Origin of the sequence: Dolichospermum sp. UHCC 0260 (genome assembly GCF_009711985.1) — a bacterium.
Taxonomy (GTDB): Bacteria; Cyanobacteriota; Cyanobacteriia; order Cyanobacteriales; family Nostocaceae; genus Dolichospermum; species Dolichospermum lemmermannii.
The window spans coordinates 11,343-31,261 of record NZ_VIKZ01000051.1 but is presented as its reverse complement, the minus strand read 5'-3'; the positions used below and the strand labels follow the sequence as shown (position 1 = coordinate 31,261).

The following is a 19,919-nucleotide window of genomic DNA, read 5'->3' as shown; positions in this document are numbered from 1 at the left end:
TTTTTACACCTGAACATAAACTCCTATTAAGAATGGAGCGTATAATCCTGTAAATACATCACTTCCCGGTGTTATGAGGTACATATCTAGCGGGCAAGATGCCCGCACTACAAGAGTTTCATGATTCAACTTTGTACCTCATAAAAGCGGAAACCGCTGTAAGGCGATACGAAGAGGTTTATTGTGCATAATGATGACCTGATATTGGTGATACTCTAGTTTTCAGTAATTCTTGAATTGGGGAATTTTTAGATATTGAAGCGAAAATAAAATATCTAAAAATTTCCCCCATTCCCTAAAGAGAAGCTTTTGGATCAATTGGTTGATCTAGCCATTGGTAAGGACGGTATTCAATTAACCGAATATTTTCACGTCCTTTAATGCGATAAGTAATTCCCCGCCAGGTAATACTTGATGTCCACAAAGAAGATAGCATAATTAACCCATAAATCCACTGTGTTAAGGGAATTACTATCAACATTTTCAGGATAATTAAAGGCGATAGTTTAGGTATTTTTTCACCTTGATTGTGCAAGATTTGATGTATTCCTAATTCCATCAATAGCATTAGTAAGACTAAGCCAATGGTATAGGAAATATAGGTGGAGAATAGTAAAGCCGCAGCGTCCCATTGAGCCTCAAATAATAGCCGAAAAATAACGATAATGACTACATTGGGGACAATAATACTAGAATATGCTTCACTGACTATAGCTAACCACCGGGGGTGATAAAGTTTAGAACCAATTATTAAACGTTTTAATGATTCTTGTAAGTTATGTAAACTACTTTCTTCCCGATTTAGCATCAATAAAGAAGGAACAAATTTAATTTGTAACTTCTGTTGTTTGATAAGTTTATGAAGAAGCATATCATCTGTTAATACTTCTCCCCACTTATCTAAAAGTTTGATGCGGTTTAACACTTCTGTTTTGATAGCTAATGTTCCACCCCAAGGAATCTGAAAGAGAAACATTTGCACAACAGTAGAAACATTACCGGAGTAGCGAACTAATGAACCCCAATAATTACCTGTGGGAACATACCAACGGTTTCCGGTTGTTAGTCCAACTTGATCATCAATGAGGGGGGTAACTAATTCTCGTAACCAATTAGGATGAGCTACGGTATCAGCATCTATAAAAGCTATAATTGGATAAGCATTATCCAAATCAGAAACAGCTTGTATTAGAGAACTACATTTAAGACTACAATTATGACGAACTGCTCTTAATGTGCTAATTTCGATGTTAGTTGCACCCAGTTGATTAATTGTTTCAGTGGCAATTTTAAAGGCTGGATCTTCTTTACTATCAATGATCAACTTTAAATCATATTCTGGGTAATTTTGTTGTAAGAGCGATCGCAAACAATTAGGTAAAAAAGGATCAGCACCCCGTAAACAGAGAATTACTGCCGTTTTTGGTAACTGTTCATCTGGTAATGACTTGGGTTTGTGTGAACGTAAATACCATAAAAATACTAACGTTAAACAAGTTTGAATTACCAGCCAACCGAACAAAGACTTAGATAGAAATATCATAAAATCTGGCATTATTTCTATAGTCTTAGAAAGGAGTCGGGAGAAAGGAGTCAGAAGAAGAAAGAAGGAATTAAGTATACAGCACTTTCCGGTGTTATGAGGTACTTATGTAGCGGGCAAGACTTGTACTGAGCTTGCGATGCCCTGAGCCTGTCGAAGGGTCGAAGTATGCCCGGACTACAAGAGTTTCATAATTCAAGTTTGTACCTCATTAGAGCGAAATATGCTGTAAATCCTAATTCCTAATTGCAAATTCTCAATTAAGGATCAAGAGAATACTTTAAAAAGATATTAATGCTAGTATTCTTGTCAACTTTAAAACTGGCATTATTGAACTTAGGTGTTCCCGTGCTGATAGAAACAGGAGGATTTTTAGAAATCCCAAAACCCTCTTGAGGAATGCCAAAAAAGTCTTTATTGAGTTTGTGATCACCATTTTGATCATCAACTACAGCTACAGCATAAGTACCAGGTTTTAATCCAGAAAATACCTGCTTTACGGAATTGCCTGTAATTTTAGTACAACCGCTTTTAACTTCACTTTTAGCATTATCGGGAAATCCTTTTTCAGAGTTATAAACTCTCATACAAATTTCCCCTGTTTTATTACGAATGCCATTAACAACAACAGTTAAAGATGTTGTTGATTCAGCATAAGCTATGTCGGCGAAGCTGATAGTTAGTAAAGTAGCAAGCAAGAAATTACTAACTTGGAATATTTTCAACATAGATCAATATTTTCCTGACAATAAGTTTAATGTAATTACAAATCCCTCAAATCTAATCGTTATTTCATCAGTTTTTGAATGTCAGTTTTTTGCAACCATTCATTGGTGCGACGCATTCCTTCTGCTAAATCAATTTTTGCTTGATAATTCAAAATATTTTGCGCCTTTGCAATAGAATAGGCATAAGGACGACTCATAAAATCAACTGATTCTGGGAGAATATCAGCTTTTTTACGAAATAGTTTTTGCCCCTGAAGACGCACTTTCAAAAATAATTTCATTTCCTCTTTAGGTAAAGACATTGGTGCTGGTAAATTTTCCAATGAAGCGAGATGAATAAAATACTCTTTCCAGGAAGTTTCTTTACCGTCGGTAATGTTGAAAACCTCTCCATAAGCTGATTTTTCTATGGCTAAAAAGATGGCATCAATTAGGTTATCTACATATAGATGATTCATCACACCCTTGCCTTCATTAGCATAGGCAAATAATTTTTGTCGCATCATCTGAATTGGCCGCACAATCCAAGGAAGACTTCCTGGCCCATAAACATCTCCAGCCCGAATAACAATTACTCCAAATTCTGGAGCATTATTAAGTTTTAAAACTTCGATTTCCGCTTCAATTTTTGTTTGACAATAAGCATTGTTTTCACCAGAAAGCGTACCTGATTCTGTGACTTTCTCAGGGTAGTCAAACCCATATACTAAAGCAGTAGAAAGATGGACAAATGTTTTTACACCAGCTTGTTTAGCAGCCTTAGCGATATTAATAGTACCGCTAACATTTATTTCCCGAAAATGCTTAATGTCCCCGGCTTCTTCAGCAATTTGAGCATTGTGTAAAACTATATCTACTCCCTGACAAGCTTTCGAGCAAATTCCAGGATCAGTGATATTACCAACTAGAATTTCCACACCTAAATTTTGCGCTGTTTGATCCTTGACTTGGGAACTTTGTATACCTCGGACTTTCATCCCTTGAGCGATCGCTAATTCGGCTGCACGTAAGCCAATAAATTCATCAATTCCAGTAATCAGCAGAGTTTTGTTTTGGAAGTTCATGGGGATATAGATAGGTGTTTTGTGATCGTGTGGCGTTAGCCATACAGTTGAGAAAGTTATACAATCTAAGTTTAAGAATTGCGATTAAATGCAACTATGAACTGTTGTACTTGCCAGAGAATTCTACTGTTGTTAATAACATTAAACTTCTATCTTTAGTTGGTTTTAGTCTAGAGAATATTTGGCAGAATTTGATAAATTGAAATGCAACAAATTCCTAGAAACTATCAGCCGGATCAGCAGAACGGAGTTTATTAATAGCTAACGCTCCAGATGTAATGCAAATTAGAACTGTAGATACTAAAACAAGTGAGGCATTATTACTTGTCATCATGATCGGTAATTTAGTTACTTTCATGGCAAAATCATATAAACCAATCGAAACAATAAAGCCAGGAATATAACCTAACAATGCTAAGATTAATGCTTGTTGAAAAACCACATTTAATAAATATCCATTAGCATAACCAATAGCTTTTAAAGTGGCATAGGCAATAAATTGAGTGGCGATATTGCTATACAAAATTTGGTAAACAATTACCACACCCACAACAGAAGCCATAATTAGCATCAAGTTCAGAATAAAACCAATGGGGGTTCTTACTGACCAATATTGTTTTTCAAAATCAATAAATTCTTGACGAGTAAATATTTGAACATCCTTTGGTAGATTGGCTTTTAAATTGGCTAAAACCTGTTTTATATCAGCACCATCTTTGACTTTAATCAACCCCATATCTATTTTTTCAACTGGACGGTTGTTAGGATTTATTCTTAGAAAAGTTGAGTCGCTAACAATTAAATTACCATCCACACCAAAGGAAGGCCCTAAACTAAATAAACCACCAACTCTCACTCGATAACCCTTAATAGCATCAAAGGGAAAGATTTCAATTGGCTGTTTAATATTTCCCTGATTAAATAATTCGGCTATGGGTCCAAATTCTGGACGGGCATCTCTATCAAATAGCATGACATCAGGAATTTTTATTTTGTCTAAATTTTGCTCAACTTCGGCAATATCTAATACAGATTTTCCTGGGTCAAAACCAATGACATAAATTGAATATTTCTCTCCGCTGACAGGATTTTTTAATTTTGCAAATTGCAAATAAATTGAACTAACTGAATCAACACCATCAAACCCTAAAGTTTGGTATAATCGAGTGCGAGAAAAACTTTGAATTGCTGTCAAAGATTTGTATTGAGAACTAACTAAAAACAAATCACCATGCAATCGTTGATGTAGTGCTGTAGCGCTAGAATATAGTGCATCTTGAAAACCAAGTTGGATAAACATTAACAGCACAATAAAGCCAATTCCGGCTACAGCTATCACAAAACGAAGTTTCTGCTGGACAAGCTGTAGCCACCCCAAAGGAATTTTGAAATTCATATTAATTGTTAATTGTTAATTGTCAGTTGTCAGTTGTTAGTTGTCAGTTTTCAGTTGTCAGTTGTCAGTTGTAGAAAATAACCAATAACCAATAACCAATAACTAATCACTAATAACCAATCACTAAATCTGGATTGCAACATCAACTTGCAAGTTAGTTAATCTCGATATCTTTTGACTATCGGTGGGATTATCAATAGATATTTTGACTTCAATTACTCTGCGGTCTGCATCAGAATTGGGATTAATACTAAAGATGCCTTGTTTATCAACTTGCCAACCAACTTCTCGGACAGTTCCTTGTAATTTGCCGGGAAATGTGGTGCTGGTAATGATAGCTTTTTGTCCAATTCGAACATTTTGAATATCAGTTTGATACACTTCTGCTAGAACTTGCATTTTTGATGTATTGCCAATTTCTGCAAGACCGGAAGTACCAATTACTTCGCCATTTCTGGCATGAATTCGCAAAACTGTACCATTTATAGTAGCAGCAATGTAAGTTAAATCATGGTCAGCTTTGGCTTGTTGCACTGCCGTTTCCGCGCTTTTGATTTCACTTTTTGCTAACTCTACATCTACGGTTCTAACTTCTTTAATACTATTAAGTTTGGATTTTCCTTCTTTGATTTGATCTTGGAAAGTATCTTGTGTCCGTTTAAGAGTAGCTTCAGCTTCTTTTAACTGCTGTTGTGTAGTTTTGAGAACTAAATTTTTACTATCAAAAACAGAAGCAGAAACAGCACCGTCTTTTGATAATTGCCGATAGCGATTACTCTCTTTTTGAGCATTTTCAACTTCAGCCCGAATGCGGTTAATTGTTGCTGCTTGAGCCGCAATGTCTCCTTTAAATTGAGAATTTAACCTGGTAATTGTGGCTTTTTGAGCATTGATATCTCCAGTTTTTGCTCCAGCTTGTACCTGTGCAAGTTTAGTTCTGGCAATTAACAATTTATCAAATGCCTGTTGGATAGCTGCTTGAGAACGAGCATAGTTTTCTAGATAAGCTAATACTTGTCCTTTTTTAACATCATCTCCTTCCTTGACCAACAGTTTTTCTACTCGTACACCATTGATAGAATTAGGAGCAGATAAATAAGTAATTTTATCTTGTGGTTGCAATCTTCCTAAGGCAGTTACGGCAACTTTAACGGGAATGGGTTGATATTTAATAATGGGAGCAATAGCAGAAGATTGAGTCTGGGAATTTATCTTTAATTGATGAAAAATGTATAAAGATACTAAACCCGTAGAGAAAGTTAGAGAAGTTGCTAGAATTATTCTCCACTTTAACGCAGTTAGGTTGAATAATTGGCGTTCTTTATTTACTGCCATATTTTTATTCCAATGGTGTTATGTCGGAAAATACTCGTAATGGTTATAGACGGATTCTCTGTTACTTTTATAAAAGAGATATGTCTAATTATTTATGTATGAATTGTTGTCAGCATTTTTAGTTGTTATAAATACCTAAATTAGCGGTGTTTTTACTTCTAATCATCCATGAGGAACGCCACGCTACGCTATCAGTTTTATCTTGAATTGGCATTTAATTAAGTAGCCTAAAATACGATATCTCTAGGGAGAAATAAAAATCTTCAATTCCCAAGTGGTGATGATGCTAATAACTTGGGGAATGAATAAACTTCTCTGCAATTATCCCAAATAACTTTGATATTGTCAACTAAATTTAGTTGCTTTAATTAATAAAATCCTTGACTAGATACTATATTTAATTACTCATAAATTAATCTAAAAATCTGTATTTTTTTTAGCAAATTCTCGTAAATAAATACAAATTGTCCATATTTCATCACAATTGATATGGTTACAGGTTAGTGTTCAACATCTAACAAATTAATGTTTGGTTTATAAATAACCAATTGTCTAGAAAAGGTGAGTTATCTTATAAATTCATCAAAAACCAAGACTTGATTATGATAGTTTGCTCAAAAAACACCCAATTATGTGCAAATATTTCTATTGTATATTTATTGATTAGTTACTTATGAGACAATTTAGATAAAATTCCTGAATTATCAGGAAAAGATTGATGTTAAATCCGTAATTACCCAAGATATGTTATTCACAAATTCAGTTCTAGATTATACTCAGATAATTATGTTTTATTTAAAAGGAGATCAATTAACAAATATTTTCCTCCAAAAATTAGCAAAAATGAACTATTCCATTTTCATAAGCTGTGCTAGTCTTTTTATTAATTCAACATTTATGAATGAAAAATAAATTGTTGAGTTTATTTCTATAAACAGAAGAAATACTAAAATCCACTCAGCTTTGTACAGCAGAATTGCCTAAAGAAACAAAACCTATTCTTTGATAAACCGGGGTTTTGCATCTCACTAAGTTACAAACTGCTAGACTATTGAAAAGCTGTTTAAGTATTTTTTCACTATTCACAGAATTTGCCACAGAGTGCTGATTATTTTGTAACGATTTTGGCAGCTTTTATCAGTCTAATCATCTAAAATAGGTTATCCTGGACTTTAAAAACTGGCAACTGCTATATCAACATACAGAACATTATTCTTCCATAGGTAAAACATTCAATGATTAAGAGATAAAACCGTTTCTGTATTCATACATATCCTTCAGATTAAGTATGTTCTATTGCCAGTTCGCTTGGTGTTAAGGAAATGTAGCTTAGTAACACCCAAGCAAAATTATGAAATGTTGGGTTGCGTTCCTTAACCCAACCTACCTAAAGCTTCAAAAATGAATTATCAATTATTAATTGGTAAATATGCTGCGGTGCTGATGTAAATTCAAGCATTTAAACTTACCTGCGGTGATTGGGTGAATGTAGATAGTTATTCTATCTGCTAATAGCTTAATTTACTGCACAATTTACGGTACTCAAAATTAGTCTATGTCCTATGTCTTCCCCCCTTCAAAAGATAGACACGATAAATAGTTCTTTGACGGAATTAGAAGCCCAAATTAATAGTTTTGAACAGGCTGTGCTGAAGTTTATAGAGGAAGGAAAAATGAATTCAGGAAACCTAAAAAATTCGATAAATTCCATGTCAACTAAGGAAATTAATAGAAAACTACACACAACTCCCATAGCTATTATTGGTATGGCTTCCTTAATGCCTCAATCGAGAACATTAAGGGATTACTGGCAAAATATTGTTAATAAAATTGACTGTATCACTGATGTTCCTTCTACTCATTGGAGCGTAGAAGATTACTATGATCCTAATCCGAGAACAGCAGAAGATAAAACCTATTGTAAACGTGGTGGTTTTATTCCTGAAGTTGATTTTAACCCTATGGAATTTGGTATTCCTCCCAGCATTTTAGAAGTTACAGATGTTTCTCAACTATTAAGTTTAGTAGTTGCTAAAGAAACAATGGAAGATGCTGGTTATAGCGAATCCCGTGAATTTAGCCGCGAAAATATCGGCGTGATTTTGGGTGTAGCTATGGGCAAACAATTGGGAATGCCATTAACTGCCAGATTGGAATATCCGGTTTGGGAAAAAGTTCTCAAAAGCAGTGGTGTATCTGACGAAGATACTAAAAAGATTGTTGATAAAATCAAATCTGCTTATGTGAAATGGGATGAAAATGCTTTCCCTGGAATGTTAGCAAATGTGGTGGCTGGCAGAATTGCTAACCGTCTCAACTTTGGCGGTACAAACTGTGTAGTTGATGCGGCTTGTGCTAGTTCCTTTGGGGCATTAAAAATGGCCATTAGTGAATTAGTTGAACATCGTAGCAATATGATGTTAACCGGTGGAGTAGACACCGATAACACGATCATGGCTTACATCTCATTTAGCAAAACTCCAGCAGTTACTCCTAGCGAGAATGTGAAACCATTTGATGCTAAATCTGATGGGATGATGTTAGGTGAAGGGATTGGGATGATTCTCCTCAAACGCTTAGAAGATGCCCAAAAAGATGGGGATAAAATCTATGCGGTAATCAAGGGAATTGGTACTTCTAGTGATGGGCGTTATAAGAGTATTTATGCCCCTAGAAAAGAAGGACAAGTTAAAGCCTTAGAACGGGCTTATGATGATGCTGGATTTTCTCCGGCAACTGTGGGTTTAATGGAAGCACACGGTACAGGAACAATGGCAGGAGATCCCATAGAATTCAGTTCTTTAAGAGATTTCTTTGGTAAACATGACACCCAAAAACAACATATTGCTTTGGGAAGTGTAAAATCACAAATTGGACATACAAAAGCCGCCGCAGGTGCAGCCAGCCTTATTAAAACTGCCCTAGCATTGCATCATAAAGTATTGCCAGCAACCATCAATATTACCGAACCAAATCCCAAATTAGATATTGAAAATTCCTCCTTTTATCTCAATACTCAAACTAGACCTTGGATCAAGGCAGAAGGTGAAACTCCCCGACGTGCGGGGGTGAGTGCCTTTGGTTTTGGTGGCACAAATTATCACGTTGTTTTGGAAGAATACGAACCAGAACAACAAAGTTCTTATCGTTTACATGGTGCAGCCGGTGAAGTGCTATTATTTGGTGCTACTCATGCGGAATTAATTAGCAAGTTAGAAGCAACTTTAAATAATTTGCAAGCTAACGACGGCGAAAGATTCTATTCTCAATTATTGTTAGATTGTCAATCTTTAGCTATTCCTACAACTGCCCTAAGAATTGGTTTTGTATCTGAGAATTTACAAGAAGCTTGTAAGTTACTGCAAGTTAGTCTTGGTTTACTCAAAAGTAAGCCTGATGCAATTTCTTGGGAACATCCTCAAGGTATTTATTACCGTTCTTCGGGAATGGATTTAGGTGGAAAAGTTGTCGCTTTATTCTCTGGACAAGGTTCTCAATACTTGGAAATGGGCAGAGAAGCGGTGATGAATTTCCCCAGCTTGCGACAGTTATATGGCAAGATGGATCATCTGTTCAAGCAAAGCAATTTACAACCAGTTTCTGAAGTTGTTTTCCCTCATTCTACCTTTGATGAAGTTGAGAAAAAAGCCCAAGTTGCAACTTTGCAAAGAACGGAATATGCACAGCCGGCAATTGGGGTATTTAGTGCTGGGTTGTATGGAATTTTGCAACAAGCTGGGTTTAAGGCAGATTTCACCGCAGGACATAGTTTTGGTGAATTAACCGCTTTGTGGGCTGCGGGAGTATTGAGTGAGGCTGATTATTTGTTCCTAGTGAAAGCTAGAGGACAGGCAATGGCCGCACCCAAAGACCCAGATCATGACGCTGGTAGTATGTTAGCGGTGAAGGAAGATATCAGCAAAATTGAACCGGTGCTGAAGCAGTTTCCAAAAGTAAGTATTGCTAACTTTAATTCTCCTACCCAAATTGTTTTAGCCGGTCCAAAGTTAGAAATTCAAAAAGTTCAAGATGCTTGCGAAAAGTTAGGATATAGTGCAGTTTTATTGCCTGTGTCTGCGGCTTTCCATACTCCATTAATAGCATTCGCGCAAAAATCCTTTGCCATTGCTACTAAATCGGTAACTTTCCACAATCCCCAAATTCCGGTTTTTAGTAATGTCACTGGTAAACATTATCCCCAAAATGCAGCGGCAATTCAAAAGAACTTAGAAAGCCATTTGGCTAGTTCTGTATTGTTCAAACAAGAGATTGAAAATATCTATGGGGCTGGTGGTTATTGCTTCGTAGAATTTGGACCAAAACGGGTGTTAAGTAACTTGGTAAAAGATACATTAGGCGATCGCCCCCATCTTACCATATCTCTAAATCCCAGCGCCTCCAAAAACAGCGATCGCTCTTTGCGAGAAGCCGCAGTTCAGTTGCGAGTTATCGGCATGAATTTGGGCAATCTTGACCCCTACAAACTCCCTGCCGTATTGCATCTCATTTCCAGCAAAAAGACCCTCAGCGTCAAATTAACTGGCATTAACTACATTTCTGATAAAACCAAAAATGCCTTTACAGAAGCATTAGCGGACGGACATAAAATTTCCGGAATTCAGGAGTTCAGAAGTGCCTCCTCTGGAGGAGCCTCGCTAACAGAAGTTCAGGATTCCAGTAGGGGTTTAGCAATGCTAAACCCGTCTATAAATTTAGAAATAGAAACCCCTGTAATTGCCAAAATTCCCCCAACTAATGGACATAACGGCAACGGTAACGGACATAAAAAACAACCCCTCATTGAAACCCAGTTACAGCCACAGATGACTACTACTGCAACCATCATAAAAGAACCTCAAAAAGAACCCAGAGCAGAATTGTTCACGCAGCAACTCGAAGGGAAGATGCAAACACCAGATAAACTGATAAATTGCCAACAAATTCTCACCAGCTTAGGAACACTTTTGAGCCAGTTCCAGCACAACCAAAGCGAGAATTTAGAAGTTCACGGCACATATCTTAATAATCAGATAGAATACGCGAAAACCTTCTTTCAATTAATGCAGCAGCAAAACACCTTATTTGCTAATGCTAAATCTTCCGCTGAAGCTGCTCAAATTAAGCAAGTGATCATGGAAAGCTTAGAGCGGAGTATGATGCAGTTTCATTCCCAACAAGGTGAAACCCTCCGCATTCATGAACAATATCTGCGGGAACAGATAGAATATACCAAACACTTTTTCCAACTCATTCAAGAAGAATATTCTCAACTCATTTCTGATACCCAAGCAGCAGCACCAGCAAATATATATGCTGCTCCAGAAGAAGCACCTGTAGCTCCTACTGTCACCATAATTCCCCCTCAAGCATTACCAGTAATTGAGCCAAAAGTTCAATTAGCAGCACCTATTCCCGCAGTAATTGAAGTTGCAAAACCTGTAATTGCTGCACCAGTAATTGAACCTGAACCAATTATTATTCCCCAGTCCCCAGTTGCATTCATACCAGAACACGCAACTAGCAGCCTAAATCTTGATGATCTAGCTAACAATCTATTAAGTATCACCAGCGAAAAAACTGGTTATCCTATCGAAATGCTAGAACTCGATATGGACATGGAAGCCGACTTAGGTATTGACTCCATTAAACGGGTAGAAATTCTGGGAGGATTGCAAGAATTATACCCCAACTTACCTAAACCAAACCTGGAAGAACTGGCAGAAAAACGCACCATTGGTCAAGTTGTCGAATATCTGCAAGGACAACAACAGGTAACAGCAGAAATCACACCAGAACAAATTATCATTCCTCAAGTGCAAACCCAGGTAATAGAGGAAGTAATACCAGAATCAATTTCCATTCCCCAGTCCCCAGTCCCCAATCCCCAGTACCAAGATTTAGGACAAACCCTGTTAAACATCACCAGTGAAAAAACTGGTTATCCAGTGGAAATGCTGGAACTGGACATGGACATGGAAGCCGATTTAGGCATAGATTCCATCAAACGGGTAGAAATACTGGGAGCAATGCAGGAAGCGTATCCTGACTTACCCAAACCCAATATAGAAGAATTAGGCGACTTACGGACAATCGGGCAAATCGTTAACTACCTCCAATCACTGGTGGGAGGTGAAAAAAAAAAGCCGCACATTGATGTTAACCAGATAACCCCCCTTAATCCTCCCTTGTTCAGGGGGGAAACCACAGAGGTGGTTGATTTAACCCCACCTCCTATCGTCGACATCAATCTTCCCCGTCGTCCAGTTAAGCTAAGAACCTTACCCAGACCAGATTTTTTGGAAGCGCAGTTACCCCAAGGACACATTGGTTTAATCACTGATGATGGTTCTTTAACTACTAGCAAAGTAGTCCACGCACTGATAGAACAAGGTTGGAAAGTAGTAGTTTTGAGTTTCCCCCAATCCTTAGTTCCCGAACAATTGCCATTACCAGCAAGTGTTACCCGCGTCACATTGGCAAATATGAGTGAACAACATCTGCAATTATTATTGCAAAGTGTGACTACTAAACACGGACCGATTGGGGCATTTGTTCACCTACATCCTCAATTTACACCGGAAAAACCTGGACATATTTCCTATCCAGAAGCAGAAAAGGCAATTCTTAAACAAGTGTTTTTAATGGCTAAACATCTGAAAGCAACTTTGAATAATGCCGCATCTTTGCCAGGAAGAACCAGTTTTTGTACAGTTGCCCATCTGGACGGTGAATTTGGTTTAGGACATCAAGGTAATTTTAGTGCAATTAGTGCTGGTTTGTTTGGTTTAACGAAGAGTTTGCGCTGGGAATGGCCACAGGTATTCTTCCGAGCAATTGACCTGAATCCCACTTTAGATCCTCACGAATCTGCTGAATATATCGTTGCTGAATTGCACGATTCTAATCGCTATATTGGCGAAGTTGGTTATGGTAATCAAGGACGGGTAACGCTGGTGGCAAAAAGTGAGTAATGTCTAAACTGTGATTTGTTTGATTAGTTTGATTTTTTTGATTGAATTATTTGCTGAGTTTACTGGATTCATTTCTTGTTTATTTTCTCATCAATCAATAAATCATCCCCATCAAACAAATCACATAAATCATAGTTTAGACGAATTAATCATCCAAATCAAATAAATCCCATAAATCATAGTTATGACTGCAACTGTTCAAGTTAGCCCATCTTCTGTCTTTGTTGTCAGTGGTGGCGCAAAGGGAATCACTGCTCAATGTACTATTAAATTAGCTCAACATCAACCTTGTAAGTTTATTCTTTTAGGTCGTTCGGAAATTACCACAGAACCAGAATATGCTCATAATTGTTTAGATGATTCGGCTTTGAAAAAGCGCATTATGGAAAATTTGATTTCTCAAGGTGAGAAACCAACACCCATGATGGTACAAAAGATATTTAATCAGATTAATTCTAGTCGGGAAATTAAGAAGACTTTAGCAGCTATTGAAGCTACAGGAGGAAAGGCTGAATATATTAGTGTTGATGTCACTGATACTGTAAAATTGCAAGCCAAACTTCAAGAAATTTCTGATAAAGTTGGGCAAATTACCGGCATTATTCACGGTGCTGGTAACTTAGCAGATAAGTTAATTGAAAAAAAGACAGAAGATGATTTTGAGAAAGTTTACACTGCTAAAGTTCAGGGTTTAGAAAATCTCCTATCTTGTGTTAATCCCCAGCAATTACAACATTTAGTATTGTTTTCTTCCGTGACGGGATTTTATGGTAATATCGGTCAAAGTGATTATGCGATAGCTAATGAAATTCTCAGTAAATCAGCCCATTTGATGAAACAATATAACCCTAATTGTCATGTAGTGGCAATTAACTGGGGTGGTTGGGATAGTGGCATGGTGACACCACAATTAAAAAAAGCATTTGCAGAAAGAGGAATTAGTATTATTCCCGTAGAAGTTGGGACACAAATGTTAGTTAATGAACTACATCCAGCCTATCAAGATCATCCACAAGTTGTCATTGGTAGTCCCATGAAACTACCACCTGCTCCTTTAGGTTTAGAACTTCGTAGCTATCGCATTCGCAGAAGAATGACATTAGCAGAAAATCCATTTTTGCATGATCATACAATTGCAGGTTCACCAGTTTTACCAGCAACCTGTGCTAAATCATGGATGGTAAATGGCTGTGAAGAAATTTATCCAGGTTACACATATTTCAGTTGCCAAGACTTCAAAGTTTTAAAAGGAATCACCTTTAATTCTACCTTGGCTAAAGAACATATTCTAGAAATCCAAGAAGTTGCCAAAGTTGATGGTGATTTTGTCGAATTTCAGACCAAAATATTGAGCAAAACCCCCGAAGGTAGAACTCATTATCACTTTAGTTCTCTGATAAAACTGGTAAAAAATATGCCAGAAGCGCCCATTTATGAAGCAATGGATCTCAGAGAAGATAATATCGTCACTGATACAGCCAAAGACTTCTATCAAAATGGTGATTTATCCCTATTTCATGGACCAGCTTTCCAGAAAATTACCAAAGTTTTAAATATCAGTCCAGAAAAACTCACAGCCGAATGTTGTTGGCAAGAAATTACAGCCAAAGAACAAGGACAATTTCCCGTAAAATGGCACAACCCTTATATAATTGACTTGAGTACCCAAACATTATGGCTATGGTTAAATTATATCCATAAAGAAGTTTGTTTACCAGGACAATTAACATACTGTGAACAGTATCTAGCAGTACCATTTAACGTCCCCTTTTATGTTTCCTGTGAAATCATAGGCAAAACCGACACAGGTGCAACAGTCAACTTCATTATCCATAATCGTGAAGGAAAAATATACTCGAAAATCTTAGGAGCAAAAGCCGTAATTTGGCCAATGAAAATGTTAAATAAAAAGTAAAATAATATGAAACTCTAATTCTTTGCGCCTTTGCTCCTTTGTGCCTTTGCGCGAAACAAATTCATATTATTAATCCTTGCCAATTGGGGGAATAGCGTAAATCCTTTTCAGTCACGTCTTATGCCCCAACGAGGATTTTCAAAAGTGGAAAAAATAGCAATCATCGGGTTATCTTGCCTATTTCCCGATGCTAATAATCCTGAAGAATTTTGGCAGAATCTCACCGCAGAAAAAGATTCCACATCATCTATAACTGTAGCGGATTTGGGAATAGATCCCGCTATATTCTACGATGAAACCAAAGGTAAACCGGAAAAATTCTACTTTCAAAAAGGTGGATTTATCCGCGACTTTAAATTTGATGCCAACGAGTATAACTTACCTGCGGCATTTGTTGAAAGCTTAGATAATACCTTTAAATGGTCATTGTCCGCTGCCAAACAAGCCATTATTCAAAGTGGCTATCTGGGAAATCAAACTGCACTTGCAAAATGTGGCGTAGTTTTAGGAACTTTGGGATTACCAACCAAAGCTTCTAATAGTCTATTTGCTCCTATTTATCAGCAAAATATTCAACCTGCAATTAGTGAACTATTACAGGAGAAAGACTTTCGTTTAGGAGGTTCATCAACCTGCACAAAAGTCTCTCCATACAATGCTATGGTTTCCGGTTTACCCGCTGCTATAGTTTCCAAGGCCTTTTCTTTATCTGCAACTCATTTCTGTATAGATGCTGCTTGTTCGTCATCATTTTACGCCATTAAATTAGCATCCCATTATCTACAATCTGGCAAAGCAGATTTGATGTTAGCTGGTGCAATTAGTTGTGCAGATCCATTATTTGTCAGAATGTTATTTTCTGGTATTCAAGGATATCCAGATAATGGCATTAGTCGTCCTCTCGATCAGTCATCACGCGGGTTAATTACCTCCGAAGGAATTGGGATGGTAATGCTCAAAAGACACAGTGATGCTGTGAGAGATGGTGACAAAATCCTGGCCACAATTTGCGGTAATGGACTATCTAATGATGGTAAAGGTAAACACCTTCTTAGTCCTAATCCTCAAGGGCAAACTCTGGCATATCAAAGAGCTTATTCAGAGGCTAAACTTAACCCCCAAACTATTGATTATTTAGAGTGTCATGCTACTGGCACTCTATTGGGAGATACCACAGAATGTAACTCAATTGAAGGCTTTTTTAGTCCATATCAAGCAGCACCATTAGTAGGTTCAACCAAAACAAATGTTGGTCATTTACTTGTGGCTGCGGGCATGGTAGGCATAACCAAGACAATTTTAAGTATGTCTCATGGGGTTATTCCTCCAACTATTCACGTGACTCAACCCATAGGTTCTGAAAACAATGTTGTCTCTCCAAAAAGCATTGTCAGAACGCCTACAGAATGGCCGAGTCAAGAAACTAAAAGAGTAGCTTTAAGTGCGTTTGGTTTTGGTGGAACAAACTCTCATATCATTCTAGAACAAGGGAAGTAAGCAAATGAATATTCAGCAACATAAGACTGCAAAAATGGCAATTGTGGGCATGGATGCCTTTTTTGGTGAATGTCAAGAATTAGATGCCTTTGAGAGCAGCATTTATGATGGAAAACAGCATTTTATTCCTCTACCAGAATCAAGATGGCATGGTATTAATGAACAAGAAACTTTACTGCGCGAGTATGGTTTAGAAGCAGAAAAAGTCCCCCAAGGAGCATATATTGATAATTTTGAAGTTGATACTTTAGCTTACAAAATTCCTCCTAATGAAGTTGAAAAAATCAACTCTCAACAACTTTTATTATTAAGAGTTGCTGACCGCGCCCTCAAAGATGCCGGACTTTCACCTAATAATAATGTAGCGGTAATTATCGCCGCAGATACAGAATTATCTGTACATCAACTCCAACAAAGATGGAATTCATCTTGGCAAATAAAAGATGGTTTGAATGGGGCAGAAATTGCCTTATCACCAGAAAAAATCAATCAACTAGAAGGCATTGTTCAAGATAGTATTCACAATCAAGTTGAATTGAGTGAATATCTGAGTTACGTTACCAATATTATGGCTAGTCGGATTTCCTCTTTATGGAATTTTTCTGGTCCATCTTTTACCATTAGTGCCGTCGAAACAGCCGCTTTTAAAGCCCTAGAACTAGCGCAAATGCTGCTAGATACTAATGAAGTAGATGCTGTAGTTGTGGGTGCTGTTGACTTAGCAGGAGGGGTAGAAAATGTCTTATTGCGAAGTCAATTTGGCACAATTAATACAGGAGTCAATACTTTAAGTTTTGACGAAAAAGCCAATGGTTGGAATGTGGGAGAAGGTGCAGGTGCAGTTGTTCTTAAACGTCATGATACGGCGTTAGCAAATAACCAACGTATCTATGCAGTAATTGATGGTATTAGCATTGGTCAATCTCCCTCAATGGCTGTAGATAGCCATACCATTAGCCAAGTATGTCAACAAGCTTTTCAACAAGCCGGAATTGAACCCACAAAAGTCAATTATTTGGAAGTCTGCGCTAGTGGTATTCCCGCAGAAGACGAAGCCGAAATTAGCGGTATCCTTCAAGCTTATCCTGCCGTTGGTGATGGTTTACACTGCGCTATAGGTAGCGTTAAAGCAAATATTGGTCATACCTTCGTTGCATCTGGAATTGCCAGTTTAATAAAAACTGCACTGAGTATTTATCACAGATATATTCCCGGAACTCCCAATTGGTCTGGTGTCAAAACACCGCAAGTATGGGAAGGTAGTCCTTTCTATGTTGCAACTGAGTCCAGACCTTGGTTTTTGCAAAAAGAGGTCAAATCTCGAATTTCCGCGATTAATAGTATTGGTTGTGACGGTTCTTTTGCCCATATCATCTTATCAGAAGAAACCGCACAACCAGAACGCACCAGCACATATTTAGAATCAAGACCTTTGCATTTATTACCCATTGCAGCAGATGATCAATCTAGCTTATTAGCAGCGTTGGATCATTTGCAAGCAACAATTGAAAATGCTGATTCTCTCAAAAATATTGCTAGTCAAACCTTTGTTAAATTTCAACAAAACTCTGAAAGCAAATATACACTTTCCCTAACTGGACGCAACCAAAAAGAATTAATTAAAGAAATTAATTCAGCTAAAAAAGGTGTAACTAATGCCTTTGCAAATGGCAAAGATTGGCAGACTCCCATAGGTAGTTATTTCACACCCAAACCCCTGGGTAAAAATGGGGAAATTGCCTTTGTTTATCCCGCTGCTGTTAATACCTATTTAGGAATTGGTCGGAGTCTTTTCCGTTTATTTCCTAAAGTCTTAGATGATGTCATTATCAAAAGTCTTGACGAACGAGCAGCAGATGTGGAAAAATTGGTATTTCCGAGAAGTTTGAGTAAATTATCAACTCGACAATTAGAAACACTAGAAAAGAAATTGCTGGATGATTCCTTAGCAATGTTTGAAGCAGAAGTGCTTTTTACCAGATTAATCTCCACAATTATCACCGAGGATTTTAACATTAAACCTAAATATGTCTTAGGATATAGTTTAGGTGAAACTAGCATGATGGTTGCTCAAGGAGTATGGAGCAATTTTTATGAAGTTAGTCATACCTTTAATTCATCAGCTTTATTTGGAGATAGATTATCTGGTTCCAAAAACGCTGTCCGTGAGTATTGGGGACTACCAAAAACTGACACAAATCCAGAGAATAAGTTATGGGCTAACTACGTTCTTATGGCTACTCCAGCCCAAGTTAGAGAATGTTTAAAAAATGAAACCCGTGTTTACCTAACACAGATTAATACCCCAGAAGAAGTATTAATTGCTGGAGAACCAGCAGCCTGTGAGCGAGTAATTAAAACCCTGGGTTGTAATTCTTTTCCTGCTCCTTTTGATCATGTGATTCATTGTCAAGCAATGCAATCAGAATCTCAAGAACTAGAAACCTTATACACATTACCAGCACAAAAAATCCCCGGAATCAAGTTTTACTCCGCTGCTGAATATCAATCAATTGAAATTGAAAGCAACCAAATTGCTCACAATATTGCCACAGGATTATGTCAACAACTCGACTTTCCCCGCTTAGTTAATCGCGTCTATGGTGACGGAGCAAAAATCTTTATTGAAGCCGGTGCAGGTGGTATTTGTTCACGCTGGATAGATAAAAATCTGGGTAATCAAGAACATCTTACCGTATCCCTAAACAGACGGGGTACAGATGACCATAGTTCCCTAATTAAAGCATTAGCAAAACTATTGAGTCATCAAGTAAACTTAAATCTCGCTCCTTTATATAACTTATCCTCAGAAAACACCCAACAGAAAAAAGCTGCACTGAGGAAAGTTACATTAGGTGGTAATTCCATAACTTCTGCAATTTTGAATGCAGAAAATCGCCAAATATTTGCTAATAACCAAAAGCAAACAATTTCTCCTCATCAAGAGTATAAAATCATCAATTCTCTACAGACATCGGAGAAAATAGCGCCCACAGAAATTTACCCCAAATCACAGAAAAATACCATGAAAACGATCATGGAGAACGGTTTGGAATTGTCAAAGAAACTAAAATTCTTTGAGTCAACAAAAATCATTAAGCAAAACATAAATCAAGAATCTAGTGGAAAAATTAGCATGAATGATTTAAAAATTGCTCAGTATCAAAACCTGAGTAACAACACCGCCAAATTAACTAAAACACACACAAGTTTCTTAGCAGCTAGACAAGATTTTAGTCAACAAATGAGCGAAATCATTCAATTGCAATTAGCTTGCGCTCAAAACTTACTCAACGAAGAGAAATAATCCACTTGGTGTTAAGTGTAAAGCTCTTTTTTAACTAACCACAGAGGCACAGAGGACACAGAGGAAAGAAAAAATGCTTAACTGAACTGTATTCAGAAATAGCCTGAAAATTACACTGAGATGTAGAAATATTCACGCTCTTTTTCTGTGTCTATAGTGCTTC

General features: G+C 37.2%; 9 protein-coding genes. 4 read left to right on the top strand and 5 right to left on the bottom strand.

Annotation, left to right across the window (positions count from 1 at the left end; translation table 11 throughout):
- Positions 1-295: 295 nt before the first annotated feature.
- The 5 genes from FJR08_RS17935 to FJR08_RS17915 form a co-directional block, all read right to left on the bottom strand.
- Positions 296-1,555 carry a glycosyltransferase family 2 protein gene (locus FJR08_RS17935; protein WP_148766185.1) on the bottom strand — a complete coding sequence of 420 codons (1,260 nt, stop codon included), beginning with the start codon at positions 1,553-1,555 and terminating at the stop codon, positions 296-298.
- A 248-nt stretch (positions 1,556-1,803) separates the two neighbouring features.
- Positions 1,804-2,271 (bottom strand): DUF2141 domain-containing protein, encoded by a 468-nt coding sequence (locus tag FJR08_RS17930; protein WP_148766187.1) that lies wholly within the window; start codon positions 2,269-2,271, stop codon positions 1,804-1,806.
- Positions 2,272-2,330: 59 nt separating this feature from the next.
- Positions 2,331-3,335 carry an NAD(P)-dependent oxidoreductase gene (locus FJR08_RS17925; protein ID WP_168634086.1) on the bottom strand — a complete coding sequence of 335 codons (1,005 nt, stop codon included), beginning with the start codon at positions 3,333-3,335 and terminating at the stop codon, positions 2,331-2,333.
- Between the two features lie 217 nt (positions 3,336-3,552).
- On the bottom strand, positions 3,553-4,731 hold the full coding sequence (devC, locus tag FJR08_RS17920) for an ABC transporter permease DevC (protein ID WP_015081094.1): 1,179 nt from the start codon (positions 4,729-4,731) through the stop codon (positions 3,553-3,555).
- A 123-nt stretch (positions 4,732-4,854) separates the two neighbouring features.
- Positions 4,855-6,066, bottom strand: a complete 1,212-nt coding sequence (locus FJR08_RS17915; RefSeq protein ID WP_015081095.1) for an ABC exporter membrane fusion protein — start codon at positions 6,064-6,066, stop codon at positions 4,855-4,857.
- A 1,562-nt stretch (positions 6,067-7,628) separates the two neighbouring features.
- Here FJR08_RS17915 and FJR08_RS17910 point away from each other — a divergent pair.
- The 4 genes from FJR08_RS17910 (at position 7,629) to FJR08_RS17895 (ending at position 19,756) form a co-directional block, all read left to right on the top strand.
- Positions 7,629-13,037, top strand: a complete 5,409-nt coding sequence (locus FJR08_RS17910) for a type I polyketide synthase (protein ID WP_168634085.1) — start codon at positions 7,629-7,631, stop codon at positions 13,035-13,037.
- A gap of 184 nt (positions 13,038-13,221) precedes the next feature.
- A complete protein-coding gene (locus FJR08_RS17905; protein WP_168634084.1) occupies positions 13,222-14,952 on the top strand; it encodes an SDR family NAD(P)-dependent oxidoreductase in 1,731 nt (576 codons plus the stop codon).
- Between the two features lie 144 nt (positions 14,953-15,096).
- Positions 15,097-16,449: a polyketide synthase gene (locus tag FJR08_RS17900; protein WP_168634083.1), complete on the top strand. Its 1,353-nt coding sequence runs from the start codon at positions 15,097-15,099 to the stop codon at positions 16,447-16,449.
- 4 nt (positions 16,450-16,453) lie between these two features.
- Positions 16,454-19,756, top strand: coding sequence for a type I polyketide synthase (locus tag FJR08_RS17895; RefSeq protein ID WP_168634082.1), 3,303 nt, complete (start codon positions 16,454-16,456; stop codon positions 19,754-19,756).
- The last annotated feature ends 163 nt before the right edge of the window (positions 19,757-19,919 follow it).

What these genes read in the sequence shown, in the direction of transcription:
- FJR08_RS17935 (WP_148766185.1), bottom strand. Translation starts at nt 1,555, where the DNA reads ATGCCAGATTTTATGATATTTCTATCTAAGTCTTTGTTCGGTTGGCTG.
- FJR08_RS17930 (WP_148766187.1), bottom strand. Translation starts at nt 2,271, where the DNA reads ATGTTGAAAATATTCCAAGTTAGTAATTTCTTGCTTGCTACTTTACTA.
- FJR08_RS17925 (WP_168634086.1), bottom strand. Translation starts at nt 3,335, where the DNA reads ATGAACTTCCAAAACAAAACTCTGCTGATTACTGGAATTGATGAATTT.
- devC (WP_015081094.1), bottom strand. Translation starts at nt 4,731, where the DNA reads ATGAATTTCAAAATTCCTTTGGGGTGGCTACAGCTTGTCCAGCAGAAA.
- FJR08_RS17915 (WP_015081095.1), bottom strand. Translation starts at nt 6,066, where the DNA reads ATGGCAGTAAATAAAGAACGCCAATTATTCAACCTAACTGCGTTAAAG.
- FJR08_RS17910 (WP_168634085.1), top strand. Translation starts at nt 7,629, where the DNA reads ATGTCTTCCCCCCTTCAAAAGATAGACACGATAAATAGTTCTTTGACG.
- FJR08_RS17905 (WP_168634084.1), top strand. Translation starts at nt 13,222, where the DNA reads ATGACTGCAACTGTTCAAGTTAGCCCATCTTCTGTCTTTGTTGTCAGT.
- FJR08_RS17895 (WP_168634082.1), top strand. Translation starts at nt 16,454, where the DNA reads ATGAATATTCAGCAACATAAGACTGCAAAAATGGCAATTGTGGGCATG.